At 72.0% G+C, this 24911-nt stretch carries 27 protein-coding genes and 1 tRNA gene; 14 read left to right on the top strand and 14 right to left on the bottom strand.

Features of this window, described 5'->3' with window-relative positions:
* Positions 1–54 precede the first annotated feature (54 nt).
* The 3 genes from FBY23_RS25100 to FBY23_RS25090 all read right to left on the bottom strand — a co-directional run bounded on the left by FBY23_RS25100 (position 55) and on the right by FBY23_RS25090 (position 2202).
* The gene (locus tag FBY23_RS25100) at positions 55–957 is read right to left on the bottom strand and encodes a hypothetical protein (RefSeq protein ID WP_141800632.1); all 903 of its coding nucleotides are present in this window, start codon (positions 955–957) and stop codon (positions 55–57) included.
* A 137-nt stretch (positions 958–1094) separates the two neighbouring features.
* A tRNA-Pro gene (locus tag FBY23_RS25095) sits at positions 1095–1168 on the bottom strand.
* A gap of 104 nt (positions 1169–1272) precedes the next feature.
* Positions 1273–2202: a metallophosphoesterase gene (locus FBY23_RS25090; protein WP_141800631.1), complete on the bottom strand. Its 930-nt coding sequence runs from the start codon at positions 2200–2202 to the stop codon at positions 1273–1275.
* Between the two features lie 36 nt (positions 2203–2238).
* Here FBY23_RS25090 and FBY23_RS25085 point away from each other — a divergent pair, with 36 nt between their 5' ends.
* Complete coding sequence (locus FBY23_RS25085) at positions 2239–2697, top strand: GatB/YqeY domain-containing protein (RefSeq protein ID WP_141800630.1); 459 nt, start codon at positions 2239–2241, stop codon at positions 2695–2697.
* Positions 2698–2775: 78 nt separating this feature from the next.
* On the opposite strand, the gene FBY23_RS25080 is transcribed toward FBY23_RS25085, so the two are convergent.
* A complete protein-coding gene (locus FBY23_RS25080; RefSeq protein WP_141800629.1) occupies positions 2776–5106 on the bottom strand; it encodes a transglycosylase domain-containing protein in 2331 nt (776 codons plus the stop codon).
* Between the two features lie 204 nt (positions 5107–5310).
* Between FBY23_RS25080 and FBY23_RS25075 the strand changes: the two genes are divergently transcribed.
* Positions 5311–5592 (top strand): WhiB family transcriptional regulator, encoded by a 282-nt coding sequence (locus FBY23_RS25075; protein ID WP_141800628.1) that lies wholly within the window; start codon positions 5311–5313, stop codon positions 5590–5592.
* Positions 5593–5630: 38 nt separating this feature from the next.
* On the opposite strand, the gene FBY23_RS25070 is transcribed toward FBY23_RS25075, so the two are convergent.
* From FBY23_RS25070 to FBY23_RS26360, 6 genes are all read right to left on the bottom strand, one after another.
* Positions 5631–6821, bottom strand: coding sequence for an ArsA family ATPase (locus FBY23_RS25070; protein ID WP_141800627.1), 1191 nt, complete (start codon positions 6819–6821; stop codon positions 5631–5633).
* Between the two features lie 5 nt (positions 6822–6826).
* Complete coding sequence (locus FBY23_RS25065) at positions 6827–7825, bottom strand: ArsA-related P-loop ATPase (RefSeq protein WP_141800626.1); 999 nt, start codon at positions 7823–7825, stop codon at positions 6827–6829.
* A 200-nt stretch (positions 7826–8025) separates the two neighbouring features.
* A complete protein-coding gene (locus FBY23_RS25060) occupies positions 8026–10467 on the bottom strand; it encodes an ABC transporter permease (protein ID WP_141800625.1) in 2442 nt (813 codons plus the stop codon).
* Complete coding sequence (locus tag FBY23_RS25055; protein WP_141800624.1) at positions 10467–11168, bottom strand: ABC transporter ATP-binding protein; 702 nt, start codon at positions 11166–11168, stop codon at positions 10467–10469. Before FBY23_RS25055 ends, FBY23_RS25060 begins: the two co-directional genes overlap by 1 nt.
* Before the next feature lie 88 nt (positions 11169–11256).
* Positions 11257–11934, bottom strand: coding sequence for a response regulator transcription factor (locus tag FBY23_RS25050; protein ID WP_260806550.1), 678 nt, complete (start codon positions 11932–11934; stop codon positions 11257–11259).
* The gene (locus FBY23_RS26360) at positions 11931–13079 is read right to left on the bottom strand and encodes a sensor histidine kinase (RefSeq protein WP_141800623.1); all 1149 of its coding nucleotides are present in this window, start codon (positions 13077–13079) and stop codon (positions 11931–11933) included. The genes FBY23_RS25050 and FBY23_RS26360 overlap by 4 nt, the downstream gene beginning before the upstream one ends.
* A 95-nt stretch (positions 13080–13174) precedes the next feature.
* Between FBY23_RS26360 and FBY23_RS26090 the strand changes: the two genes are divergently transcribed.
* Positions 13175–13327 carry a hypothetical protein gene (locus FBY23_RS26090; protein ID WP_160158366.1) on the top strand — a complete coding sequence of 51 codons (153 nt, stop codon included), beginning with the start codon at positions 13175–13177 and terminating at the stop codon, positions 13325–13327.
* A 5-nt stretch (positions 13328–13332) separates the two neighbouring features.
* Here FBY23_RS26090 and FBY23_RS25040 read toward each other — a convergent pair whose 3' ends face one another.
* On the bottom strand, positions 13333–13746 hold the full coding sequence (locus FBY23_RS25040; RefSeq protein WP_141800622.1) for a hypothetical protein: 414 nt from the start codon (positions 13744–13746) through the stop codon (positions 13333–13335).
* Between the two features lie 65 nt (positions 13747–13811).
* Here FBY23_RS25040 and FBY23_RS26280 point away from each other — a divergent pair, with 65 nt between their 5' ends.
* From FBY23_RS26280 to FBY23_RS25020, 5 genes are all read left to right on the top strand, one after another.
* Positions 13812–13967 carry a hypothetical protein gene (locus FBY23_RS26280; RefSeq protein ID WP_174245243.1) on the top strand — a complete coding sequence of 52 codons (156 nt, stop codon included), beginning with the start codon at positions 13812–13814 and terminating at the stop codon, positions 13965–13967.
* Positions 13968–13970: 3 nt separating this feature from the next.
* The gene (locus FBY23_RS25035; RefSeq protein WP_141800621.1) at positions 13971–14447 is read left to right on the top strand and encodes a RidA family protein; all 477 of its coding nucleotides are present in this window, start codon (positions 13971–13973) and stop codon (positions 14445–14447) included.
* Complete coding sequence (locus FBY23_RS25030; protein WP_141800620.1) at positions 14444–15334, top strand: NUDIX domain-containing protein; 891 nt, start codon at positions 14444–14446, stop codon at positions 15332–15334. The genes FBY23_RS25035 and FBY23_RS25030 overlap by 4 nt, the downstream gene beginning before the upstream one ends.
* Before the next feature lies 1 nt (position 15335).
* Positions 15336–16154, top strand: coding sequence for an MBL fold metallo-hydrolase (locus tag FBY23_RS25025; protein WP_260806549.1), 819 nt, complete (start codon positions 15336–15338; stop codon positions 16152–16154).
* Between the two features lie 175 nt (positions 16155–16329).
* Entirely contained in the window at positions 16330–17238 is a 909-nt protein-coding gene (locus FBY23_RS25020; RefSeq protein WP_141800619.1) for a DUF559 domain-containing protein, read from the top strand.
* Positions 17239–17378: 140 nt separating this feature from the next.
* Here the strand turns inward: FBY23_RS25020 and FBY23_RS25015 are convergent, their stop codons facing one another.
* Positions 17379–18110: a Crp/Fnr family transcriptional regulator gene (locus FBY23_RS25015; protein ID WP_218235436.1), complete on the bottom strand. Its 732-nt coding sequence runs from the start codon at positions 18108–18110 to the stop codon at positions 17379–17381.
* 60 nt (positions 18111–18170) lie between these two features.
* On the opposite strand from FBY23_RS25015, the gene nth reads away from it, so the two are divergent.
* The 5 genes from nth to FBY23_RS24990 are packed head-to-tail and all read left to right on the top strand — an operon-like array spanning position 18171 to position 22246.
* Positions 18171–18887 carry an endonuclease III gene (gene nth / locus FBY23_RS25010; protein ID WP_141800617.1) on the top strand — a complete coding sequence of 239 codons (717 nt, stop codon included), beginning with the start codon at positions 18171–18173 and terminating at the stop codon, positions 18885–18887.
* Positions 18887–19507: a TlpA disulfide reductase family protein gene (locus FBY23_RS25005; RefSeq protein WP_141800616.1), complete on the top strand. Its 621-nt coding sequence runs from the start codon at positions 18887–18889 to the stop codon at positions 19505–19507. Before nth ends, FBY23_RS25005 begins: the two co-directional genes overlap by 1 nt.
* Positions 19504–20244, top strand: coding sequence for a CoA pyrophosphatase (locus tag FBY23_RS25000; RefSeq protein ID WP_260806548.1), 741 nt, complete (start codon positions 19504–19506; stop codon positions 20242–20244). The genes FBY23_RS25005 and FBY23_RS25000 overlap by 4 nt, the downstream gene beginning before the upstream one ends.
* Positions 20245–20263: 19 nt before the next feature.
* Positions 20264–21448 carry a MarP family serine protease gene (locus FBY23_RS24995; RefSeq protein ID WP_141800615.1) on the top strand — a complete coding sequence of 395 codons (1185 nt, stop codon included), beginning with the start codon at positions 20264–20266 and terminating at the stop codon, positions 21446–21448.
* Between the two features lie 21 nt (positions 21449–21469).
* Positions 21470–22246, top strand: coding sequence for an enoyl-CoA hydratase/isomerase family protein (locus tag FBY23_RS24990; protein ID WP_141800614.1), 777 nt, complete (start codon positions 21470–21472; stop codon positions 22244–22246).
* A gap of 13 nt (positions 22247–22259) precedes the next feature.
* Here the strand turns inward: FBY23_RS24990 and FBY23_RS24985 are convergent, their stop codons facing one another.
* Positions 22260–23156 carry an oxygenase MpaB family protein gene (locus FBY23_RS24985; RefSeq protein WP_141800613.1) on the bottom strand — a complete coding sequence of 299 codons (897 nt, stop codon included), beginning with the start codon at positions 23154–23156 and terminating at the stop codon, positions 22260–22262.
* Between the two features lie 118 nt (positions 23157–23274).
* Between FBY23_RS24985 and FBY23_RS24980 the strand changes: the two genes are divergently transcribed.
* Entirely contained in the window at positions 23275–24477 is a 1203-nt protein-coding gene (locus FBY23_RS24980; RefSeq protein ID WP_260806547.1) for an NADH:flavin oxidoreductase, read from the top strand.
* A gap of 15 nt (positions 24478–24492) precedes the next feature.
* On the opposite strand, the gene FBY23_RS24975 is transcribed toward FBY23_RS24980, so the two are convergent.
* Positions 24493–24789 (bottom strand): hypothetical protein, encoded by a 297-nt coding sequence (locus tag FBY23_RS24975; RefSeq protein ID WP_141800612.1) that lies wholly within the window; start codon positions 24787–24789, stop codon positions 24493–24495.
* Positions 24790–24911 lie beyond the last annotated feature (122 nt).

The raw sequence follows: 24911 nt of genomic DNA, 5'->3' as shown, positions 1-24911 counted from the left end.
GGACACTTTCTGCCGGGTCGGCGGCTTTTTCGGGCCAGTTCGAGCCGGGTCGCGCTACTCGTTGGCCGGGTCGACGAACGTCTTCGTCACCCAGACCGAGGCGAGGTAGGCGCCGATGCTGAGGATCGGCACGATGATCAGCGTCGACCAGTGGTCGAGCAGGTTGATGAGGAACAGCAGGGCCACCACGGCGACCAGGCCGACCGCCAGGAAGCTGCTGCTGCCCGGGTCGGGGATCGCGAACGCCTTGAGCAGCTGGGCGCCGAGCAGGACGCAGAGTGCGAACGTGGCGACGAGCAGCAGGAAGCCGGGGCCGCCGCCGCACGAGGACGTCCCGCGGACCGCCTCGCAGCCGCGCAGGGACAGCCAGGTCAGCACGACCATCGCCGCGCCCACCACGAGCCCGGTGAGGGCAGCGGCGCGGTAGACGGTCAGCAGCGGCCCGCCGTCGCCCAGGGCGGCGATCTCCGCGTCCTCGAGGGCCGCGGAGCTCACCGGCTCGGGCTCGACGTCCACGACGGCGGGCTCGGGAGCCGGCTTCGGCTTGGGGGCGGGCTTGGGGGCGGGCTTGGGTGCGGGCTTGGGGGTGGCCGTGGCCACCGGTGCGGGGGCCGCGACGACCGGCTCCGGCTCGGGCTCCACGACGGGCTCCGGCTCGGGCTCGGCGACCACGACTGGCTCCGGCTCCGGCTCGGCGACCACGACGGGCTCCGGCTCCGGCTCGGCGACCACGACGGGCTCCGGCTCCGGCTCCGGCTCGACGACCTCGGGCAGCACTACGGTGGGCTCGGGCTCGGCGACCGGTTCGGCAACCGGCTCCGGCTCGGCGGCAGGACGAGCAGTCCGCGCCTCGGCGGCCGGGGCGGGCGCCTCGGCCGGTTGGGCGGACTTCTTCTTCCGCCCGAACAGCTTGGGCGGCTCCAAGCTGAGCTTCAGCTTGTCCTGCTCGTCTGACATGGCATGCAGTGTGTCACGAACGCACAGGTGATCGGCGCGCGGTCGGCGGACGACACGGCGGCGCGCGGAAGGTGAAGAAACGAGGCTGAGAACGTCGAAGGGCGGATCCGGCTCCACCGGATCCGCCCTTCGGCCTGTCGGGCTGACAGGATTTGAACCTGCGGCCTCCTCGTCCCGAACGAGGCGCGCTACCAAACTGCGCCACAGCCCGCCGATCACCGGCCTCGAAGAAGCCGACTCACAAGCACCGGAGCATAGCGGAGCCAGGGCCCGGACCTGCAATCGGGATACGCCTCAGGCCGATCGCCGGACGGGTCAGCGCGGCTGCAGCGTGAGCAGCGTGGCCTCGGGGCGGCAGGCGATCCGGACCCGGGTGTAGGGGTTGGTGCCGAGCCCGGCCGACACGTGCAGCCAGGCCGAGCCCGGGTCGCCGGGGCGCGAGTCGGCGGGGTGGCGGTGCAGGCCGCGGGCGCGCGCGGGCTCGAGGTCGCAGTTGGTGGCGTACGCGCGCGAGCCGCCCGGCCACGGCAGCCGCACCTGGCCGCCGTGGGTGTGTCCGGCGACGACGGCGTCGTAGCCGTCGGCGGCGAACTGGTCCAGCACCCGCAGGTACGGCGCATGGGCGACCGCGAGCCGCAGGTCGGCCGTGGGGTCGGCGGGTCCGGCGACGGCACCGAGGTCGTCGTACTCGAGGTGCGGGTCGTCGACCCCGGCGAAGGCCAGCACCGCGTCGCCGACCTTGACCTGCTCGCGACGGTTGGTGAGGTCGAGCCAGCCGGCGCCGGTGAGGCCCGCGGTGAGGTCGCGCCACGGCAGCTGGGGGACGTGGGTGTGGCGGGAGCCGTCGTCCGGGAGGAGGTACCCGATCGGGTTGCGGAAGCCGGGCTCGAAGTAGTCGTTGGAGCCGTGCACGAAGACGCCGGGACACTCGAGCAGGCCGCCGAGGCTGTCGAGTACGACGGGCACGGAGTCGCGGTGGGCGAGATTGTCGCCGGTGTCTATGACCAGGTCCGGCTCCAGCCGGGCCAGATCGCGCAGCCACTCCTGCTTGCGCGTCTGCCCGGGCGTCATGTGCAGGTCGCTGAGGTGCAGCACCCGCAGCGGCCGCATCCCGGCGGGCAGCACCCGCAGGTCGACCCGGCGCAGGGTGTACTGGCGCGCCTCCCACAGCGCGTACGACGTCACCGCGGCCCCGAGGGCGCCCCCGGCGCCGACCGTCCGCAGCACTGCCCTCCCGAATCCCATTCGTCCAGTCTCGCCCACGGCAGGCAGAATCGGGGCATGAGCACCCTCAAGGAGCAGCTGCGCACCGACCTCACGACCGCCATGAAGGCCCGCGACGAGGTCCGGTCGTCGACGCTGCGGATGATCCTCACCGCGGTCACCAACGCGGAGGTCGCCGGCAAGGTCGCCAAGGAGCTCACCGACGACGAGGTCCTCACCGTCCTCGCCGCCGAGGCAAAGAAGCGCCGCGAGGCCGCGGTGGCGTTCGAGGAGGGCGACCGGCCCGAGAGCGCCGCGAAGGAGCGGGCCGAGGCCGCGGTGATCCAGGACTACCTGCCCGAGCAGCTCGGTCCCGAGGAGATCGCCGCGATCGTGACCGCCGCTGTCGAGCAGGCCGGGGCCGCGGGTGCCGGGCCGAAGGCGATGGGTCAGGTGATGGGCATCGTGCAGCCGCAGGTCAAGGGCCGTGCCGACGGTGCCGCCGTGGCCGCTGAGGTACGCCGCCAGCTCGGCTGAGCTGTCCGCCGCACCCCATGCGGAATGGTCGCGATCTGGGCCGATCTGCGACCAGAACGCATGGGGTGCGGTCCAGAGTCAGCCCTGGCCGTTCCCGTTGTTGCCGTGGCCCTTGTTCTTCTTCCCCTTGCCCTTCTTGACCTTCGGCGTGCCGTCGGAGACGTAGAGCGTGACCGTGTCGCCGGAGGCCAGGCGGGCGCCGGTGCCCGGCGCCGACCAGGCGACCAGGCCCTGGCCGACCGCGGAGTCGACGGTGCCGCCGTTGACGACGGTGAAGCCGAGCCCTTCGAGGGTCGCCTTCGCGTCGTCGTACGACTTGCCGGACACGGGCGGCACCGTGATCAGCAGGCCGCGGACGTCGGTCGAGGACGGGCGGGTGAAGTCGACGTCGTCGAGCAGCGGGGCCACGGCCTTGAACGCGTCGCCCCAGATCGGGCCGGCGGTCGTGGAACCGGAGGTCGAGCGGACCGCGCCGCCGATCGAGACGCCGTCGAGGGACTGCGGCTGGCCGGCCCGGTTGACGCCCGCGACCATCGCCGCGCCGGCGAGGTTGGGGGTGTAGCCGACGAACCACACGGCCTTGTTGTCGCTGGTCGTACCGGTCTTGCCGGCGGCCGGCTGGCCCGGGTACTGGGCCGCGGCGAACCCGCCTGAGGAGACCACGCCGCGCAGCACGTCGTTGACCGCGTTGGCGACCGGGCTGGCGAGCACCTGGGTGCACTGCTTCTCGTACTTCTTGAGCACATTGCCCTGGGCGTCGGCGATCTCGGTGACCGGGCGGGCGTCGCAGTGCAGTCCCTGGGCGGCGAAGGTGGCGTACGCCTCGGCCATCTCCAGCGGGCTGACGTCGGCGATGCCGAGGGTGAACGACGGGACCTGCGCGGCCTTGGTGAGCTCGGTGATGCCCATTTCGCGGGCCAGCTTCCACGGCTCGCAGATGCCGGTCGCCTTCTCGAGGTTCACGAAGAAGGTGTTGACCGACTTCTGGGTGCCCTCGTAGAGGTTGGGGGCGGCCGAGGCGCTGGTCGAGTTCTTCGGGCTCCAGGTCTCGCCGCTCTGGTAGGGCCCGTCGCAGGTCGTGAAGTCGCCCAGGTTGACGGTCAGGGTCTGCGGCGCCGGGAACCGCTGGGTCAGCGGGATGTCCTGGTTGATCGCCGAGGCCAGCACGAACGCCTTGAACGTCGATCCGGGCTGGAAGCCGGCCGCGTCGCCGTACCTCGTCGGCACGGCGTAGTTGAGGAAGGTCTCGCCCTTCTTCTTGCCCATCGGCCGCGACTGGGCCAGGCCCTTGACGTTGCCGGTCCCGGGCTCGATGAGCGCCAGGCCGCCGATGGCCGAGTCGTCCTTGTAGACGTGCGAGGCCACGGAATCGTTGGCGGCCTTCTGGTAGCGCAGGTCGACGGTCGTCTTGATGGTGAGTCCGCCGTTGAAGATCAGCCGCTTGCGCTCCTGCTCGGTGGCGCCGAGGGCGGGATCGGTCATCAGCCAGCGCACGACGTAGTCGCAGAAGAACTGGGCCTCGGAGTTGACGCAGCCGTTGGGCTGCTCCTGCACGTGCAGGCCGAGCTTGCGGTCCTTGGCCTTGTCGGCGTCGGCCTGGGGGATCACGTTGAGCTGGGCCATCCGCTCGAGCACGATGTCGCGGCGGACCTTGGCCTGGGCGGCGTTCCGCGTCGGGTTGTAGGCCTCGGGGCTCTGCACGAGGCCCGCCAGGAGCGCGGCCTGGCGCAGCTTGAGGTCCTTGGCGTTGACGCCGAAGAAGTGCTGAGCGGCCGCCTGGATGCCGTAGGCGCCGTCGCCGAAGTACGCCGTGTTGAGGTACCGCTCGAGGATCCAGTCCTTGCTGTGCCGCTTCTCGAGGGCGATCGCGTAGCGCAGCTCGCGCAGCTTGCGACCGTAGCTGTCCTCCTTGGCGGCCGCGATCGCCTCCTTGTCGCCCTCGGCCTGGGTGATCAGGGTCAGCTTCACGAGCTGCTGGGTGATCGACGAGCCACCCTGGGAGACACCGCCGGCTGCCTGGTTGGTGAGCAGGGCGCGCAGGGTGCCCTTCACGTCGAGGGCGCCGTGCTGGTAGAAGCGGTAGTCCTCGATCGCGACGATGGCCTCGACCATCGTGCGCGAGATCTGGCGCAGCGGGACGTTGACCCGGTTCTGGTCGTAGAGCGTGGCGATCGTCTTGCCCTCGGCGTCCTGCACCTCGGTGCGCTGGGGCAGCTGCTCTGTCTCGAGCTCCTGCGGCAGGTCGTCGACCGACTCGGAGACGTTGCGCGCGGAGAAGCCGAGCACGCCGGCGAACGGGATCGCCAGGCCGGAGACGACGACACCGAGCACGACCGCGACGAGCAGCATCACGCCGAGGTGGGAAGCGACCTTCCCGGGGGGAAGTCCGTCGAACCGGGTGCGCGCCATGCGGTCAGGGTACGGGACCCTGCCTCACCGGCCCGACTCGTCGCGCGCCCCCGCCTTCGACCTGTCTAGTCCGATGTGACTAGACAGGTTGGGCCCAATGAGCGATATCAGTCTTGGCGATCCTCCTTTACTTTGGTCCGGTCGAGGAGACCGAGCGCTGTGGGGGCGACGGCTCTTCGGATGTGGGAAGTACAGGGGACACATATGTGGGTTGAGGATTGGGCGCCGCGCGCCGCCTGCCGGGACCAGCAGCCGGACCAGCTGTTCGTCCGTGGTGCCGAGCAGAACAAGGCGAAGCAGGTCTGCACCAGCTGCGCCGTACGCACCGAGTGCCTCGCCGAGGCGCTCGACAACCAGATCGAGTGGGGCGTCTGGGGCGGGATGACCGAGCGGGAGCGTCGTGCTCTCCTCCGTCGCCGGCCCGCCGCCTCGTGGCGCAAGGTCCTCGAGGACGCGCGCGACGAGCAGGCCATCCCCGCCGTCTGACGACAGGGAACCGCCTTCTCCGACGCTGCTGACTCCGGTCAGTGGCGCCGGGCGAGGAGGTTGCCGACCCGGCGCAGGCCGTCGAGGTCGTGCACGTCACCGGCGAGCGCCGGTACGACGGCCGTCGCCACCTGGGGGTGCGCGGTCGCGAACCGGTCGCGCAGGGTGCGCTCACGCTCGACCATGCGCACCCGGTCGGCGTGCAGCCGCAGCAGCCCGGCGGTCAGCGGTGCCGTCGGGGACTCGTCGTCGGTACGACGCAGCCGCTCGGCCGCGGTCGTCGCCTCCTCGGCCGACAGCTCGCCGCCCGGGGCCGGACTGGCGCGGTTGACGACCAGGCCGGCCAGCGGCATGTCGTCCTCGCTGAGCCGCTCGACGAAGTACTCCGCCTCGCGCAGCGCGTCCGCCTCGGGCGCGGCGACCACGAGGAACGCCGTACCGTCGGCCTTCAGCAGCGAGTAGGTCTGCTGCGCCCGCTGCCGGAACCCGCCGAAGACCGTGTCGAGCGCGGTCACGAAGGTCTGCAGGTCCTTGAGGAACTGGGCGCCCAGGATCTTCGTCAGCGCGTTGGTGATCAGGCCGATCCCGGCGGTCATCAGCTTCGCCGGCCCCTTCGCGGGCATCAGCAGCAACCGCACGAACCGGCCGTCGAGGAAGCTGGAGAGCCGCTCGGGGGCGTCGAGGAAGTCCAGCGCCGAGCGCGACGGCGGGGTGTCGACCACGATCAGGTCGTAGGTTCCGCTCGCCTGCGCATCACGATGAATCTGGCCGAGCTTCTCCATCGCCATGTACTCCTGCGTGCCCGCGAACGAGCTCGACAGCGCGATGTAGAAGGGATTGGCCAGGATCTGCTTCGCCTTCTCCGGGCTGGCCTGGGAGAGCACCACCTCGTCGAACGTGCGCTTCATGTCGAGCATCATCGCGTCGAGGTGGCCGCTGCCCTGCACGCCGGTGACCGGGCGCGGGGTGTTGTCGAGCTCCTCGATGCCCATCGACTGCGCGAGCCGGCGCGCCGGGTCGATCGTCAGTACGACGACCTTCCGGCCGCGCTCGGCGGCTCGCAGCGCGAGCGCGGCGCTGGTCGTGGTCTTCCCGACGCCGCCCGAGCCGCAGCACACGATGATCCCGGTGCCGGGGTCGTCGAGGAGGGCGTCGACGTCGAGGGGGTCGGCCTGGCGGCCGGTCGCGGGGCCGACCCTGGACGGCCGGTGGGCGCTGCTGCGGGCCATGGTCGCTATGCCATCCCTTGGACTCGGAGGAGGCCGGCGAGCTCGTAGAGCCCGCCGAGGTCGATGCCGCCGGCCATCCGCGGCAGCTCGTAGGACGGCACGTCCAGCGCGGCGACCAGGGCCCGCTGCCTGTCCTCCAGCGCCCGGCGCTCCGCGTGGTCGGCGGCCTCGGCGAGCAGCCCGTCGACGAGCGCCGGGCCGGCGGTGATGCCGCCCTCGGCGAGGTCGGCCTCGATGCGGCCGCGGTCCAGGGTGCCGGCGCGGGCCGCGGCGAGGTCCTCGGCGTCGAGGTCGCGGGGCCGGACCTGGTTGACGACCACGCCGCCGACGGGCAGCCGGGCGGCCCGCAGCTCGGCGATGCCGTCGGCGGTCTCCTGGACCGGCATCTCCTCGAGCACGGTGACCAGGTGCACCGCTGTCCGCGGCGACCGGAACAGCGTCATCATCGTGTCGGACTGGGCCTTGATCGGCCCGACCTTCGCCAGCCCGGCGAGCTCGTTGCTCACGTTGAGGAACTGGGTGATCCGGCCGGTCGGCGGCGCGTCGAGCACGACGGCGTCGTACTCGATCGCGTTCTTGTTGCGGCTGTTGCGCTGCACCGCCTCGTAGACCTTGCCGGTCAGCAGCACGTCGCGGACGCCGGGGGCGATGGTGGTCGCGAACTCGATGACGCCGAACCGGTCGAGGGCCTTGCCGGCGCGGCCGAGGCGGTAGTACATCGAGAGGTACTCCAGCAGCGCGGACTCGGCGTCGATGTGCAGCGCGTGGACGACCCCACGGCCGCCGTCGGCGTCGGGCAGGCCGGTGGTGAGGCGCCGCTCCTGGTAGGGCAGCGGGTCGACGTCGAACATCCGGGCGATGCCCTGGCGGCCCTCGACCTCGCACAGCAGGACGTTCTTGCCGCGGGTCGCGAGGGCGAGCGCGAGGGCCGACGCGACCGTCGACTTCCCCGTGCCGCCCTTGCCGGTGACGACGTGGAGACGCACCTTCGGCCAATCGCTCACCCGACGGAGCCTAGTGGTGCGTCACGGAAATGGCTCACCCCTTCGCGCACCCACAGCATGCACCTCGCTGCTTGGCGATCGCTCGGAATACGCCCGGTATGCCGTCGCGATGCCGCCTTGCGATGCACACACTGTGGGCACGCGAAGGGACAAGCCATTTCCGAGCCACACCACTAGCGAGGCTCCGTCGGGTGAGGGGGTCAGTCCAGCGAGAGTCCCGCGGCCGGGGTGATCCGGGACGCCTTGCGCGACGGGAGCACCGCCGCGACCAGGCCGGCGAGCGCGGAGATCGTCACGACCGCGGCGAGCTGGCCCCACGGCAGGACCAGGCTCGCGCCGTCGACCGCAGGCTGCACCAGCGCACGGACGCCGGTCCACGCGAACAGCACGCCCAACGCGGTGCCGAGCACGGTCGCCACGACCGACAGCAGGACGGCCTCGGCAGCGAGCATCCTGCGTACCTGTCGCCGGGTCAGGCCGAGCGCCCGCAGCAGCGCGTGCTCGCGGCCGCGCTCGAGCACGGACAGGCCGAGCGTGTTGCCGATGCCGACCAGGGCGATGAGGACCGCGATCGCGAGGAGGCCGACGACCCCGCCGGTGAGCACGTCGAGCTGGGTGTCGACGTAGGCCCGCTTGGCCAGGCCGTTCTCCACGCCGGCGTCGAGCGGCGACGCGACGGCCTCGACCGAGCCGGCCAGGTCCTCGGGATCGGCGTCCTTCGCGGCGCGCAGCCAGACCGCTCGGGGCCGGGCGTCGGGAGCGAGCCGGGCGAGCGTCGTACGGCGGACCAGGGCGGCCTCGCCCCAGCCCTCACCACCGGTGACCCGAAGGTCGCGGCGCCGGTCGCCGACCGTGACCCGCACGACGTCGCCGACCTCGAGGCCGTCGCCGATCAGGTCCCAGGGCACCAGCACCTGGCGGGGACCGGGTGTCGGGAGGTCGCCGTGCAGCACCTTCGCGTCGCCGCCGGCCGTGGCGGTCAGGAGCGGGAGCGGGTCGAGCTCGCCGATCCGGGCGACCGCTCCGGGGACGGGTACGGCGGCCACGACCCCGTCGATCGCCCGCAGCCGGGGCAGCGCGTCGGCGGGCAGGGGAGCAGTGCCGGTGACGGCGAGGTCGATCGGGTGCTGCTCGTCCATGTCGGCCGCGAGGGCGCTGCGGGAGCTGGCCATGCCGGTCAGCACGGCTGTCGTGAGCGTGACGCCGACGAGCAGCGAGGCCGCGGTGGCCGCCGTACGCCGGGGGTTGCGGACCGCGTTGCCGGCGGCGAGCCGCCCGGCCGGCCCGAGCAGTCGCTGCGTGAGCGGCTCGGCCGAGCGGATCAGGGCGGGCACCAGGACCGGACCGAGGAGCAGCACTCCGACGAACACCAGGGCGCCGCCGATGGTGAGGGCACCGACGTTGGCCGTCGCGATCGCGGCGCCGAGGCCGAGGGAGCCGGCCACCAGGCCGAGCAAGCCGAGCGCGAGCCGGATCCGGCCGGTGCGGCTGCGGACCTGGGTGCTGTCGTCGGGACGCAGCGCGGCCAGCGGGCTGACCCGGACCGCACGGCGGGTGGGCAGCCAGGCCGCCACCAGGGTGACGAGGACCGCCACCGCCGCGGATCCGGCGAGCCAGGACAGGGTCACGTTCGCGTCGCCGAGGCGGGTCCCCGGCCACTGCGCGCGGACCAGCGCCACCAGGCCGTGCCCCGCGCCGAGACCGGCCCCGACCCCGATGACGGCGGCCAGCACGCCCAGCGCGAGCGACTCGAGCCGCACCGAGCGCAGCACCTGGCGCCGCGTCGCGCCGACGCAGCGCAGCAGCGCGAAGTCGCGGGTCCGCTGCGCGAACAGGATCGTGAAGGTGTTGTTGATGACCAGCACCCCCACCACGAGGGCGATCGCGCCGAACAGCAGCACCACGATCTGCACGATGTCGACGCCGTTGTTGACCTCCTGCTGGAGGTCCTGGACGTAGCCGTCGACGTCCTGGACGTCGGCGTCGGGCACGACGGCGCGGATCGTCGTGGTCGCGTCGGCGCCCGCCCAGGCGAGGCTGGTCACGAACAGCTGGTCCTGCCAGCGGGCGAGGTCCGACCACAGCACGTAGACCGAGGCGTACGCGTAGGTCGACGGCGAGTCGACCAGCCCGACGACGGTGACGTCGAGCGCGCTGGCACCGGTGCCGATCCGCAGCCGGTCGCCCACCCCGAGCTTCTCGACCTTCGCGGTGTTCGTGTCGACGACGGCCTCGCCGGAGCCGCCGGGGAACCGGCCCTGGACGAGCTCCTGCCAGCGCCGGTCGGGCCGGTCGGGGAGCTGCCCGATGTCGGTGTCGGTGTCGACGACAGTGCCGCCGTCCGTGCCGCCGTCCGTGCCGCCGACCGCGACCTGCTGCATGGTCCAGCCGATCAGCCACGCGTCGGCGCCCGCGGCGGGAGCGGCGTCGAGGAGCTCCGCCGCGTCCGCCGCCGACGGGCTGTCGACGACAGCGGTGGCGCCGGCGTACGGCTCGCCGAGGCCGGCGGTCAGGCCCTCGCGCATCGCGGAGGACAGCGCGGCGGTCACCACGATGAACGCGGAGCCGATGACGACGGCGAGCAGCGCGGCGCCGTACCTGCGGGTATGGGTGCGCAGGGACGCCCAGATCACGGTGCGCATCAGGCCGCGACCTCGCGGCGCTCGACGATCCGGCCGTCGGCGAGGACGACGATCTCGTCGGCGTACTGCGCCGCCTCGATCTCGTGGGTGACCATGACGACCGTCTGGCCGAGCTCACGCACCGACTGGCGCAGCAGGGAGAGGACCTCGGCGGAGCTGGTGCTGTCGAGGTTGCCGGTCGGCTCGTCCGCGAACACGATCGCCGGTCCGGCCAGCAGCGCCCGCGCGATGGCGACCCGCTGCTGCTGGCCGCCGGACAGCTCGGCCGGGCGGTGGCCGAGACGCTCGGTGAGGCCGAGGGTCTCGACGATGGCGGCGAAGCGCTGCTGGGTGTCGGGGTTGCGCGGGCGAGCTGCGAGCTCGGTCGGCAGCCAGATGTTCTGCTCGGCGGTGAGCATCGGCAGCAGGTTGAACGCCTGGAACACGAAGCCCACGTGGTCGCGCCGGAACCGGGTCAGCGCGTCGTCCCCGAGGCTCTCCAGGGGCTGTCCGGCGACCGAGACGGTGCCGGCGCTGGGCTGGTCCAGGCCCGCCAGGCAGTGCATGAGCGTGGACTTGCCGGAGCCCGAGGGCCCCATGATCGCGGTGAACCGGCCGGCAGGAAGGTCGAGGTCGACGCCGCGCAGGGCGTGGACCGTGGTGTCGCCGCGGCCGAAGGACTTGGTGAGGCCGCGAGCGCTGGCGGCGAGCAGGGAGGTCATGGCACCGAGCCTCGCCGGGATCGGCCGGCGGATCGTCAGGCCACGGGTTGATCCGTGGGTACGACGACGGGTGGACCGGGTGCGACGGTCAGGAGCCGACGAGCCCGGACTCGTACGCCAGCACGACCAGCTGCACCCGGTCCCGCGACGCTGTCTTGGCGAGCAGGCGTCCGATGTGCGTCTTGACCGTGGCCTCGGAGACCACGAAGTCGGCGGCGATCTCGGCGTTGGTGAGACCGCGGCCGACGAGGACCAGGGTCTCGCGCTCGCGGTCGGTGAGGGTGGCCAGGCGGTCGTCCGCGCCGGCGGGCGCGAGGTCGGGCAGGGCGCCGGCGAAGTGCTCGAGCAGGCGACGGGTGGTGCTCGGGGCGACCACCGAGTCGCCGGCGTGGACGGTGCGGATCGCGTCGAGCAGCGTCTCGGGGGTGGCGTCCTTGAGCAGGAAGGCGGCGGCGCCGGCGCGGATAGCGGCGAACGCGTACTCGTCGAGGTCGAAGGTCGTCAGCACGATCACCTGCGGCGGGTCGGGGCGCTCGAGCAGGATGCGGGTGGCCTCGACGCCGTCGAGGCGCGGCATCCGCACGTCCATGAGCACGACGTCGCAGCGCGTCACCGCGAGCCGTTCCAGGGCCTGGCCGCCGTCGCCGGCCTCGCCGACCACGCTCAGGTCGGGCTGGCTGTCGATGAGCATCCGGAACCCCGCCCGGACCAGGTCCTGGTCGTCCACGAGGAACACCCGGATCGGCTCGCTCCCCGGATCGTTCACAGGGGGATCCTCGCGCACACCCGGAAACCGCCGCCCACCGCCGGCCCGGTCGTCAGCGTGCCGCCGTGGGCGTCGACCCGCTCCCGCATCCCCGCCAGCCCGAGTCCGCGCCCGTCGTCGGGAGCCGCGGCGCCGCGCCCGTCGTCGGCCACCTCCACCGCGACCGCACCGCCGTCCAGCCACACCCCGACCCGGGCGGTGGCGCCGGGCCCCGCGTGCTTGCGCACGTTGCTGAGCGCCTCCTGGACGATCCGGTACGTCGTGAGCGCCACCCCGTCCGACACGGCAGGCATCGGGGCGAGCCGTGCGTCGACCACGGTCCCGGCGGTCCGCGCCCCGTCCAGCAGGTCCGACAGGTCGGCGAGCCGGGGCTGCGGCGCGGTCAGCCCCTCCTCGGCCCGCAGCAGGCCCAGCATCCGGCGCAGCTCGGCGATCGCCTCCCGGCCGGTGGTCGCGATGGTGGCCAGCGCGGGTCCGGTCACCGACGGGTCGTGCGCCGCCGCGGCCCGAGCGCCGTCGGCCTGCACGACGATCGTGGTCAGTCCGTGTGCCACCACGTCGTGCATCTCGCGCGCGATCCGGTGCCGTTCCTCCATGGCGGCCAGTGCGGCCTGCTGGGCCGCCTCCCGCTCGAGTCGTTCGCCGCGCTCGACCAGCGCGTCGACGTACGCCTGACGGGTGCGGGCGAGCGTGCCGAGCGTCCAGGCGACGACGACGAAGAGGCCGATCGTGACGGAGTACGCGAGCACGTTCTCGGGGGTGAGCATGCTCGCGCCGAAGCCGCGCAGCCAGTCGACCGAGGCGATCGCGGCGCCGACCAGGCCGGTGCCGAGTGCCGCGCCGGCCCACCGCGGCCCGGCGTACCGCGCGACGGAGTAGAGCGCGACGGGGAAGGCGAACTGGCTCCACAGCGGGTGATCGGTCACCAGCGCCTGGACCGCGCTGCCCGCGGCCACCGCCGCGAACACCTGCACCGGCCAGCGCCGGCGGACCACGAGCGGCGTGATCTGGAACAGCATCAGCACGCCGTCGAGGGCGTCGACGAAGAGCAGGTACGGCACCACCGGCAGCAGCAGGAACCCGGTCAGGACGAGGTCGAACCACCGCTCGCCGCGCGGCCCGAGGCGCCAGGGTTGCCGATGCACCGGGCCACCGTAGACGGGCCCGGACGCCCAGGCGTCAGACCACGGGTGGATCCGCCGCGTCCGACGTACCATCGAAGACGTCGGAAGGAGTCCCCATGGCCGAGCAGTCCCGGCTGGAGCGCTACAAGCACCTGCCCCCGCCGATCGATCCCGACGAGCTGCGCGCCTCGCAGGACATCGACCCGCCGCCGCCCGAGGAGGACGACAGGTACCGCGAGATGCTGTGGGTCGTGAACCGCTACGGCTGAGCGCCTCAGCCCGCGATCCTGTCGGCCAGCACCACCCAGGTGAAGAAGCCGATCCCGAGCAGCATCCCGACGTGCCCGAGGATCGAGAGCGAGGGTCCTTCGGCCCAGCTGTCGCCCGTGGTGTCGGCGGCGTGCTTGCCGGGCCGGGCGAACCACCGCGCGAGGATGAGGATCCCGAGCAGCACCTCGAGCCACCAGACGACCAGCGCGACGGCACCGACGCCGCCGCTGGGCGAAGTCAGGTAGTAGATCCACACCGCGAGCGCGACCACGCCGATCAGGGTGTGGGCGTTGACCACGGCGAGCGGGACGACCGCGTGGCCGGACTGGCCGTGCTCCGAGGAGAGCCGCATCCTGGTCAGGAGCACGACGACCGCGGCGAGCGCGGTCAGCATCCAGACGGCGTTGTCGAGGCTCACCGCGGCATCGTTGCACATCGTGTGACCGACGCCACACCACCTCGCCCCTGAGTAGGGTGCGAGGCATGACCAAGTGGGAGTACCAGGTGGCGCCCGTCCTCAACCACGTCGCGGCGCAGATCCTCAACAACTTCGGCCAGGACGGCTGGGAGCTCGTCACCCTCGTCCCGGGCCAGGGCGGCAACGACATCGCGTACTTCAAGCGCCCGGTCGAGGGCTGAGCGGTGACCGACGCGACCACCCCCGAGGAGCGCCTGGCCGAGCTCGGCCTGAGCGTCCCGGACGTCGTGCCGCCGGTGGCGGCGTACGTCCCCGCGACCCGCAGCGGCGACCACGTCTACACCGCCGGCCAGCTGCCGATGCGTGACGGCGCCCTGATGGCCACCGGCAAGGTGGGCGACACCGTGAGTGCCGAGGACGCCTACGCCTGCGCCCGCCAGTGTGCGCTCAACGCGATCGCCGCGATCCGCTCGGTCGCCGGCGACCTGGCCAACGTGCGGATCGTCAAGGTCGTCGTCTTCGTGGCATCGACGCCGGACTTCACCGGCCAGCCCGGCGTCGCGAACGGTGCGTCCGAGCTGTTCGGCGACGTCTTCGGCGACGCGGGGATCCACGCCCGGTCCGCGGTCGGCGTACCCGTGCTGCCGCTGGACGCGCCGGTCGAGGTCGAGGTGGTCGCCGAGATCATGGCGGCCCTGTGACACTCGGGCCGAGGCATCCGCGGATCCCTCTGCCGCCGATCCCACTGCCGGCGCACGTCGCGGACCTCGCGGCGGAGTACGGCGACGGGCGGCGCCAGGCCGCCGAGCCGCGGGACGCCGCGACGGTGGTCCTACAGCGCTCGGACGCGCAGGGGCGCCCGGAGATCTACCTGCTGCGCCGGCACACCACGATGGACTTCGCCGGGGGCATGTGCGTGTTCCCCGGCGGCGGCGTCGACCCGCGCGACTACGACCACACGGTCGCCTGGGCCGGCCCGCAGCCGGACGAGTGGGCGGCCCGGCTCGGCACGACCGTGGACGTCGCACGTGCGCTGGTCTGCGCCGCGGTCCGCGAGACGTTCGAGGAGTCGGGTGTGCTGCTCGCCGGCACCGCCGCCGACTCAGTGATCGCCGACACCACCGGCGACGACTGGGAGGCCGACCGGGTCGCGCTGGAGTCGCGTGAGCTGTCGATGACCGACTTCCTCGACCGCCGCGGGCTGGTGCTGCGCACCGACCTGCTCGGCATCTGGAGCGGCTGGCTGACGCCGGTCTTCGAGCCGAAGCGCTACCGCACGTGGTTCTTCGTCGCCCACCTGCCCGACGGGCAGGTCACCCGCGACGTCTCGTCCGAGTCCTCCGAGGTCGTCTGGCTCGCCGCCGACGACGCGGTCGCGCAGGCCGAGGCCGGCGAGATGGCGATGCTGCCGCCGACGTACCTCACCTGCATGGAGATCGGCGCCATGGGCAGTGTCGAGGCCGTGATCGCGGCCGGCGCGGACCGCAGCGTGGAGATGTTCATGCCCGAGGTGGTGCCGCTCGGCGACGGCTTCACGATGTCGGTCCCCGAGCTGCTGCGCCCGCTGCTGGCAGCGCGGAGGTCCTGACGTGGAGCCCTGGACCGGAGGCGGGTACGGCGAGCGTGGCCGCTGCGTGCTCGCCCCCAACCCCGGCATCATGACGCTCGACGGCACCAACACGTGGGTGCTGCGCGAGCCCGGGTCCGGCCGCTCGATCGTGGTCGACCCGGGCCCGCTGCACGACGATCACCTCGACGCCGTGGCGGCCGTCGCCGGCGAGGTCGAGGCGGTCGTGGTCACCCACCACCACCTCGACCACACCGAGGCGGCGCGCTCCTTCGCCGAGCGGATGGGCTGCGGGGTGCGCGGGCTCGATCCCGCGCAGTGCTGGCGATCCGACCCGCTCACCGACGGCGAGGTGCTCTCGGTCGGCGGCCTCGATGTCGAGGTGCTGACGACGCCGGGCCACACCACCGACTCGATCTCCCTGCTCGTGGAGGCCGACGGCGCCCTGCTGACCGGAGACATGGTGCTCGGCCGCGGTACGACGGTGATCGTCCACCCCGACGGCGACCTCGGCTCGTACTTCGACTCGATCGCCCGGATGCGCTCCCTCGTCACCGACGGCCGGGTGCGGTCGCTCTGGCCGGCCCACGGGCCGGTGCTCCCCGACGCCGCCGGGGTCCTCGACCACTACGTCGTGCACCGCCGCGATCGCCTCGCCCAGGTCGAGGTCGCGCTCCAGCGCCTCGGTCTCACAACGGGCGAGCTCCCGCCCGACGTCGCCGAGGACCCGGCCCTGCCGCAGCAGGTCGTGGAGGTCGTGTACGCCGACGTCGACGAGTCGCTCTGGGGTGCGGCGGAGTCGTCGGTGCGGGCCCAGCTCGCGTACTTGGCACACCGCTGACCAGGCCGACTGACGTCCCTCTAACCGTTCGATCGAACGGTTAGAGGGACGTCTGGAATTCGAACTCCCCCAGATCGTTCGATCGAACGGTTAGAGGGGGTGGCATTCCGCCTTCGCTCATCGGAGGCTGTGGAGGAGGCGAGCAGGATCGGGCGACACCGACAACTCTTCGGTCATGGACATCGATCTGAGCCGTCCGTTCCTCACGAGACAGTTCGAGCGCGCGGGGCACACGCGATGGGAGCTGCAGAACAAGGCGTACCACCAGTTGGTCAGGGGCGTGTGGGTGCTTGAGGAGCATGCCGACCTTGACTGCATGTATCGCGCAGCGTTGCTGCTTCATCCGCCGTGGGCGTTCGTGAGTCGGCTGAGCGCCGCGGCGCTGCTTGGACTTCCTGTTCCGGACCACCCGTTCGTCCACATCACCGTGCGGCAAGAGAAAGAGCGTCGATTCAGGCCGCAGATCAAGATCCACGTGACGAGCCGACGTCGCCGCATCATCGTCGTGAGAGGTATGCGGGTGAGCGATCCCTTCGAGACGTTCATCGACTGCGCGGGAAGTCTGGGATTCGTCGATCTGGTGATCTTGGGCGATGCGCTCTGCCGCAAGTTCAAGCTCACGGCATCCGAGCTGCGCAAGGCGTGCGCGGAGACTGAGGCGTACTACGCGGGCCTCGCACGTGCGGCGGCGACTTTCGTGCGCGACGGAGTCGATTCTCCGATGGAGACTCGGCTGCGACTGCTGATCGTCCTGGCTGGCCTCCCAGAACCAGAGGTTAACGTCGTGCGCCGTTGGGAGGATGGCTCCTGGCGCAGGCGCTACGACCTCTGCTACGAGCGGATCAAGCTGATCGTCGAGTACGACGGCCGGCAGCATGCGACGGACAGGTCACAGTGGCGGGCGGACATCGCCCGACGCGAGGAGTTCGACGACGAGGGCTATCGCGTCATCGTGGTGACGGCGGAGGGCATCTTCGAGAACCCGCTCAACACCCTTCGGCGTGTTCGACGCCAGCTGGTGCTTCGTGGCTGGGGCGCCGTTCCCATGATCAGCGACGATTGGCGTGCGCACTTCGCAGCCTGAGCGTGGCGTCGGGTGGACCTACCTCCAATCCGTTCGATCGAACGGGTTGGGGGAGTTCTGGCGTGAAGATGTCCCTCTAACCGTTCGATCGAACGGTTAGAGGGACTGGGAAGAGACCCGGGTCTGCCGTACGAAGTGGCTCAGCGCGCTCGGCGCGACATCCGCTCCATGTCGAGGATGACCACCGAGCGGGGCTCCAGGCGCAGCCAGCCGCGCGACGCGAAGTCGGCGAGCGCCTTGTTGACCGTCTCGCGGGAGGCGCCGACCAGCTGGGCCAGCTCCTCCTGGGTGAGGTCGTGGTGGACGTGCACGCCGTCGTCGGCGGTGCGGCCGAAGCGGTCGGCGAGATCGAGCAGCGCCTTGGCGACGCGACCGGGGACGTCGGAGAACACCAGGTCGGCGACGACGTCGTTGGCCTTGCGCAGCCGGGCCGCCAGCTGGGCGAGCAGCCCGCGGGCGACGGTCGGGCGGCCCTCGAGCCAGCGCAGCAGGTCCTCGTGGGACAGCGACGCGAACTCGGCGTCGGTCACGCAGGTGACGGTCGCCGAGCGCGGGCCGGGGTCGAAGAGCGACAGCTCGCCGAACATCTGGCCGGGGCCCATGATCGCGAGCAGATTCTCGCGCCCGTCGGAGGAGGTGCGGCCGAGCTTCACCTTGCCCTCGAGGACGACGTACAGCTTGTCGCCGCTGTCGCCCTCGTGGAACAGGACCTCGCCGCGGCGCAGCCGGGTCGTGGCCAGCGACGTGCGCAGCCCTGCCATCGCCTCGTCGTCGAGGGCACTGAACAGTGGCGCCTGACGGAGTACGTCGTTGTCCACGCTTCCTCCAAAGAACGTAAAACCCGGTCTGCGGCATCCTAGCCAGTGCGGCATGTCACACCTAACAGGACGCGCAGGATCAGACTGTCGTACCCACACCGTAGGGTGGCGTCCGTGCGGCCGATCGACACCACCGAGGAGACGTCGACCCAGCTCGTGAGGCGGGCGCGGAAGATCGACCGGGTGCTGGGGGAGACCTACCCCGACGCGAAGGCCGAGCTCGACTTCGACGACCCGTTCCAGTGCCTCGTGGTCACCGTGCTCTCCGCGCAGACCACCGACAAGCGGGTCAACGCGGTGCGCCCGACCCTGTTCGCGGCCTATCCCGACCCTGCGTCGATGGCCGCCGCCGACCGCGCCCACCTCGAGCAGATCGTCGGCCCGCTGGGCTTCTTCCGGGCCAAGACCGAGTCGCTGCTCAAGCTGAGCGCCGCCCTGGTGGAGAAGTACGACGGCCAGGTGCCTGCGCGGCTCGACGACCTCGTGACCCTGCCCGGAGTGGGCCGCAAGACCGCCAACGTGGTCCTCGGCAACGCCTTCGACGTCCCCGGCATCACCGTCGACACCCATTTCGGCCGGCTGGCCCGGCGGCTCGGGTGGACCGAGGAGACCGACCCGGTGAAGGTCGAGCACGCCGTCGGTGCGCTGTTCCCCAAGCGGGACTGGACGATGCTGTCGCACCACCTGATCTGGCACGGCCGGCGCCGCTGCCACGCCAAGAAGCCCGCGTGCGGTGCCTGCCCCGTCGCCCGGTGGTGCCCGTCGTACGGCACCGGTCCGACGGACCCGGTCGAGGCCGAGAAGCTGGTCCGCACGGAGGGCCCCAACTGATGCATCGCCTGCCCGCCGCGCTCGTCGCATTGGTGGCGGCCGCCGTGCTGCTGACCGGCTGCGACAGCGTTGCTCCCGCGGCGTTCGCGTGCAAGGTCGACGTCACGACGCCCGACCTGGTCAAGGACCGCGAGGCCGCCGGGATCGCCGACTGCACGGCACTGCCGACCGAGTCCGGTGCCGCCGACCTGCCCGACCTGGCGATCGACTGCCTCGGCAGCACGGCCCCGGTCTCGCTGGCCGACGTGAAGGGCCCGGCGATCATCAACTTCTGGTCGACGACCTGTGCGCCGTGCCGGGAGGAGATGCCGGTCCTGCAGCAGTTCCACGAGACCTACGGCAGCCGGGTGCCCCTGCTCGGCGTCAACTACCTCGACACCTACCCCGCCGCGGCCATCGACTTCGCCCGGATGAAGGGCGTCACCTACCCGTCGGCGGCCGATGCCTGCGGCGACCTCCAGAAGAGCGACCTGGTGATCAAGGGCCTGCCGCAGTTCCTGTTCGTGCGCGCCGACGGCTCGGTCGAGCAGGCCGCCGGCGGCCTCGACTCGCTGGACGAGGTGGTCGCGCTGGTGAAGCAGCACCTCGGCATCGACCTCACCGAGAAGGCGGCGCCGTGAGCGACCTGCCCACCGACGTCCCCGACGACCTGCCCGACTGGCTGCGGCCGGTCGCGGCAGGCGCGCGTGCCATCCAGGGCAGCGAGCTGACGGCGTTCTTGCCCCCTCAGGACAGGCCCGTACGCCGCGGTGCGGTCCTGATGCTGTTCGGCGACCACGACGTGCTGCTCACCGAGCGGGCCCATGACATGCGCTCCCACCCGGGCCAGGTCTCCTTCCCCGGCGGCAGCATCGACCCCGGAGAGACCGTCGTCGAGGCCGCGCTGCGCGAGGCCGACGAGGAGATCGGGGTCGACCCGGCCGGCGTCGAGGTCTTCGGGACACTGCCCGAGCTGTGGCTGCCGCCGTCCAACTTCGCGGTCACGCCGGTCCTCGGCTGGTGGCGCGACCCGGCTCCGATCCGGGTCGCCTCGCCGGAGGAGGTGCACGCGATCCACCGGGTCACGCTCGAGGAGCTGTTCGCCCCCGAGCACCGGATCCAGGTCCGTCATCCTGGCGGCTGGATGGGCCCCGGCTTCCTGATCGGCCCCGACAAGGATGTGATCCTGTGGGGCTTCACCGGCGGGATCCTGACCCGGTTCTTCGACTTCCTCGGGTGGCTCCCACCGGTGAGCGACCCGCCGGTGCATGATCTCCCGGACTACATGCTCGCCGAGCACGTCCGCCGGACGGCCGCCGCGGCAGCTGCCGACGAGGAGCCGGGGGACGGCATGGACATCCTGGAGCCCAACGAGTGAGCCGCCGAATGAGCCCCGCGTGAACGTCCTCGACTGGCTGCTCGTCGTCCTCGTCGCGGCGTACGCCCTGTCCGGCTACTGGCAGGGCTTCATCACCGGCGCGTTCGCGACGATCGGCCTGCTCTCGGGCGGCCTCGGCGGGATCCTGCTCGCCCCCGTGGTGCTCAGCAACTTCGAGCCGTCGCTCGCGGTCTCGCTGGGAGCGCTGTTCATCGTCATCCTGTGCGCGTCGCTGGGCCAGGCCGTGCTGCAGTACGCCGGCGCCCGGGTCCGCGAGCGGATCACCTGGCAGCCCGCCCGGGCGCTCGACGCCATCGGCGGTGCGCTGCTGAGCGGGCTCGCCGTGCTGCTCGTCGCGTGGGCCCTCGGCGTCGCGATCTCCGGCACCCGGATCGGCTCGGTCACCTCGATGGTGCGCAGCTCGGTGGTGCTCTCGAAGGTCAACACGGTGCTGCCGGACTCGGCCCCCAACGCGCTGCAGGCCTTCAACAACGTCGTCGGCACCGGCTTCTTCCCGCGCTACCTCGAGCCGTTCGCGCCCGAGCGCATCGTCGAGGTCGCGCCCGGCCCGGCCGACCTGCCCGGCACGGAGCCGGTCAAGGAGACCCGGTCGAGCGTGGTCAAGATCCGCGGCGCCAACGACTGCGGTCGCGGCGTCGAGGGCACCGGCTTCGTCTTCGCGCCCGACCGTGTGATGACCAACGCCCACGTCGTGGCGGGCGTTGACGACCCCGAGGTCAGCATCGGCGGCGGCACCGAGCTCGCCCGGGTCGTGCTCTACGACCGTGAGCTCGACATCGCCGTCCTCGCCCTCGAGACCGACGACGCCCCGGTGCTCGACTTCGACACCACGATCGGCGCGGAGGACGCGGTCGCGATCGTCGGCTACCCGCAGGACGGGCCGTTCGACGTGCAGACCGGGCGGGTCCGCGCGATGCAGAACCTCCGCTCGCCCGACATCTACGGCAACGGCACGGTGGTCCGCGAGGTCTACTCCCTGCGTGGCCTGGTCCGCCCCGGCAACTCCGGCGGCCCGATCGTCACGCCGCAGGGCCGGGTCGCCGGCGTCGTGTTCGCCGCCTCGGTCACCGACCCGGAGACCGGCTACGCCCTCACCGCCCAGCAGGTGCAGGCCAGCGCCCGGGCCGGCACCGCCCCCGGCACCGACGATGCCGAGGTCGACACCGGCGACTGTGCCTCCTAGAGGCTCCGCCATAGTGGACGCATGACCGAGACCTTCGTGCGCTACGAGTACGCCGCCGGCGTCGCCCGGATCACCCTCGCAGACGGCGAGCGCGGCAACCCGATCCACCACGCCTCGGTCGCCCAGCTGCACGACGCCGTCCGCTCCGCTCACCGCGACGGCGCGCGCGTCGTCGTACTCGCCGCCGAGGGCCGGTTCTTCTCGGTCGGCGGCGACCTCGGCGCCTTCGCCGGAGCCGACGACGTGGCCGCCTTCATCGACGACCTGGCCGAGGCGCTGCACCGCGTGGTCAGCGAGCTGGTCCGCTCCGACGCGATCGTCGTCAGCGCCGTCCAGGGCACCGCCGCCGGCGCCGGCTTCCCGCTCGCCGCCGCGGCCGACGTGGTGATCGCCGCCGACAGCGCGAAGTTCAGCCTCGCCTACACCAAGGTCGGCCTCTCGCCCGACGGCGGCAGCTCGCTGCTCGTCAACACCCTCGGCCTGCACCGGACCCTGCGCCTGGCCCTGCTCGGTGACCTGCTCACCGCCCAGGACGCGTACGCCGCCGGCCTGGTCGCGCGGGTCGTGCCCGCCGACGAGCTGGCCACCACCGTCGACAAGGTGGTCGACGGCCTCGCCGCCGGCTCCGCCACCGCGAACGCCGCCGCCAAGCGGCTGCTGCGCGAGGTCGCCGCGCCGACGCCGGAGACCGCGCTGCGCCAGGAGTCCTTGTCGATCCGCACCCTCTCGGTGAGCCCCGACGGGCGCGAGGGTGTCGCCGCGTTCGTGGAGAAGCGGGCGCCCCGGTTCAACGGCTAGTGGGTCGCCGAGTTCAGTCGGCGGCCGCGGTGGCGTCGTGCCGCACCGGGCAGCCGCCGGCGCCGGGCACCGGGAAGGTGCCGAGGTCGGCGAGCGCGAACCCGCCGGGGTAGCTCTTGATCCGCGGCAGGTCGGCGGTGTACGTCGGCACCCGGTTCGACGGCGTGAAGCGCAGCAGCCGCGCCCGCACCTTCATCGCGCCGACGCTGAGCCGGCGCACGAGCGGACCGGGGTCGGTGTAGGCGAACGCGTCGAGCAGCGGCTGGTCCATCAGGCCGCGGCTGAACAGCTCGACCGGCCTGCGCAGCGGGCGCGGGTAGAAGGTCGTCAGCAGGCGCAGCGTGGAGTCGGCGACCCGGCGTCCGCCCGCGTCGAAGTCGAAGTGGGCGCGCTCGTAGTCGTCCATCAGGTGCATGAACGCGTCGTACGTCTCGGGGATGTCCTTGATCCCCATGTGCCTGCCGAGCGCGCGGTAGTAGTTCACGCTCGCGCGCAGCTCGGTGGCGGTCAGCGCGCGCCAGCCGTAGTCATCGAGCCAGCGCTTGGGGACCACGACGAAGGTCGACAGGACGTAGAGGAAGTCGTCGTTGGAGATGTCGTACATGCGGTGCATCTGGTTGATCCGCCGCAGCGCGGTCCTGCCGGCCTCCGAGTCGAAGCCGTGCACGAACGGTGCCTCGAGGAGCAGCGCCGTGTCGTCGTACCGCTTCTGGACGGCGCCGGTGAACGCGCCGGTCTCGTCGAGGAGGCGGCCGATGCTCGGGACGGCGTAGGTCCGGAACAGTGCGAAGCTCAGCGCCTGGGTGAGGTCCCAGGTGAACTCGTAGAGCGCCAGGTTCTGGTAGATCTCGACGTAGTCGGTCTCCGGGTCGAGCGATTCGTTGCGGTCCCGCCACAGCGTCTTGGCCATGCTCCGGAGCCTAGGACGGTCCCCGGATCCGCAATAGATGACGAGTTCTCACTTTCCTTTCGCTTTTCGGACCGCGACCTTCTAGAACGTGTTCCAGTTCGCGGCTAGAGTGCGCCCGGTGAGCATCCCCGACGTCTTCGCCCCGGTGGACCTGGGTCCGGTCCGGCTGCGCAACCGCACGGTCAAGGCTGCGACCTTCGAGGGGCGTACGCCGGACGGCGTGGTCACCGACGAGCTCATCGCCTATCACCGGGCTCCCGCTGCCGGCGGCGTCGGCCTCACGACGGTCGCCTACCTGGCCGTCGCGCCGGACGGACGCACCCACAGCGAGCAGATCGTCGTGGGGGAGCGCACCCTGCCCGGCCTGGCCAGGCTCGCCGACGAGATCCACGCGACGGGCGCCGCGATCGCCGGCCAGGTCGGGCACGCCGGCCCGGTCGCCAACGGCCGCTCCAACGGCGTGCACGCCATCGCGGCCAGCCCGATGCCGAGCCCGCTGTCGATGCAGATGATCCGCTCCGCGTCAGAGAAGGACCTGACCCGCGTCACCCGGGCGTACGTCGACACCGCCCGGACCCTGGTGCGCGCGGGCTTCGACGTGCTCGAGCTGCACATGGCGCACTCGTACCTGATCTCGTCCTTCCTCGCCCCCGGCCTCAACCGCCGCCGCGACCGATGGGGCGGCCCGCTCGAGCGCCGGGCCCGTCTCGCGCGACAGGTGGCGCGCGTCGTACGCGAGGAGGTCGGGGACGCCGTCGCGGTGACCGCCAAGGTCTCCGTCTCCGACGGCTTCGCCGGCGGGGTCACCACCGCGATGAGCGTCGAGCTCGCGCAGCTGCTCGAGGCGGACGGTCACCTCGACGCCCTGCAGCTCTCGGGCGGCTCGTCGCTGATGAACCCGATGTACCTGTTCCGCGGCGACGCCCCGGTCGCCGAGTTCGCCGCGACCATGCCACCGCTCGTGCGGTGGGGGATGAGGACGCCGGCAGGGCGCGGGTTCATGAAGCGCTACGCCTTCGAGGAGGCGTACTTCCGCCCGAAGGCGCTGGAGCTCCGCTCCGCCGTCGCGATGCCGCTCATGCTGCTCGGCGGCATCAACCGGCTCGAGACCATGCGACAGGCGATGGCCGACGGCTTCGACTTCGTCGTGATGGGCCGGGCGCTGCTGCGCGAGCCGGACCTGGTGCACAGGCTGCGGTCGGGTACGGCGGCCGGGGGCATCTGTATCCACTGCAACCGCTGCATGCCGACGATCTACTCGGGGACCCGCTGCCCCGAGTGGGCGCCGGGAGAGGTGATCCCGGCGCCCGATCGAGGCTGAGGGGTCAGCCCCGCGTCACTTGGCGATGCAGTCGGCGCTGGCCTTGCCGATCACCTCGGAGGCGTCGGAGACCTCGTCGCTGGAGCCCTTGTCGTTGTCGACCATCTTGTTGAGGGTCTCGTCGGAGAGGTCGGAGTCGACGACGGCCTTGGCGATGCAGTCGATGACGTCGTCGGTCAGCGCCGAGGAGCCACCGGGGATCTGGTCCTTGATCGCGTCGGCGACCTCGTCCTGCGAGGGCCGGCCGCCGCCACCGCACGCCGAGAGCGTGACGGCGAGAAGGACGGCCGAGCTGACGAGCTTGATCTTCATGGATGGGTCTCCTGGGTCGGTCGGTGTGGGCGCGCGGACGTGCGCGCCCTCCGGTCGACGGGCTGCATGCCCCGTTCCCGGGCGCGGGACACCTCTTCCCAGAAACTAGAACTCGTTCTACA

The sequence above is a fragment of the Nocardioides sp. SLBN-35 genome, from assembly GCF_006715725.1.
Classification (GTDB): Bacteria; Actinomycetota; Actinomycetes; order Propionibacteriales; family Nocardioidaceae; genus Nocardioides.
This window is presented reverse-complemented; position numbering and strand designations above follow the sequence as displayed.

Bases quoted from the DNA above. Each gene is read 5' to 3' on its own strand.
- FBY23_RS25080 (WP_141800629.1), bottom strand. From the start codon at position 5,106: ATGGCGCGCACCCGGTTCGACGGACTTCCCCCCGGGAAGGTCGCTTCC.
- FBY23_RS25015 (WP_218235436.1), bottom strand. From the start codon at position 18,110: ATGCCGCACTGGCTAGGATGCCGCAGACCGGGTTTTACGTTCTTTGGA.
- FBY23_RS25090 (WP_141800631.1), bottom strand. From the start codon at position 2,202: ATGGGATTCGGGAGGGCAGTGCTGCGGACGGTCGGCGCCGGGGGCGCC.
- FBY23_RS25100 (WP_141800632.1), bottom strand. From the start codon at position 957: ATGTCAGACGAGCAGGACAAGCTGAAGCTCAGCTTGGAGCCGCCCAAG.
- FBY23_RS25005 (WP_141800616.1), top strand. From the start codon at position 18,887: ATGCATCGCCTGCCCGCCGCGCTCGTCGCATTGGTGGCGGCCGCCGTG.
- FBY23_RS24975 (WP_141800612.1), bottom strand. From the start codon at position 24,789: ATGAAGATCAAGCTCGTCAGCTCGGCCGTCCTTCTCGCCGTCACGCTC.
- FBY23_RS24990 (WP_141800614.1), top strand. From the start codon at position 21,470: ATGACCGAGACCTTCGTGCGCTACGAGTACGCCGCCGGCGTCGCCCGG.
- FBY23_RS26280 (WP_174245243.1), top strand. From the start codon at position 13,812: ATGACCAAGTGGGAGTACCAGGTGGCGCCCGTCCTCAACCACGTCGCG.
- FBY23_RS25085 (WP_141800630.1), top strand. From the start codon at position 2,239: ATGAGCACCCTCAAGGAGCAGCTGCGCACCGACCTCACGACCGCCATG.
- FBY23_RS26090 (WP_160158366.1), top strand. From the start codon at position 13,175: ATGGCCGAGCAGTCCCGGCTGGAGCGCTACAAGCACCTGCCCCCGCCG.
- FBY23_RS25020 (WP_141800619.1), top strand. From the start codon at position 16,330: ATGGACATCGATCTGAGCCGTCCGTTCCTCACGAGACAGTTCGAGCGC.
- FBY23_RS25075 (WP_141800628.1), top strand. From the start codon at position 5,311: ATGTGGGTTGAGGATTGGGCGCCGCGCGCCGCCTGCCGGGACCAGCAG.
- FBY23_RS25055 (WP_141800624.1), bottom strand. From the start codon at position 11,168: ATGACCTCCCTGCTCGCCGCCAGCGCTCGCGGCCTCACCAAGTCCTTC.
- FBY23_RS25060 (WP_141800625.1), bottom strand. From the start codon at position 10,467: ATGCGCACCGTGATCTGGGCGTCCCTGCGCACCCATACCCGCAGGTAC.
- FBY23_RS24985 (WP_141800613.1), bottom strand. From the start codon at position 23,156: ATGGCCAAGACGCTGTGGCGGGACCGCAACGAATCGCTCGACCCGGAG.
- FBY23_RS25070 (WP_141800627.1), bottom strand. From the start codon at position 6,821: ATGGCCCGCAGCAGCGCCCACCGGCCGTCCAGGGTCGGCCCCGCGACC.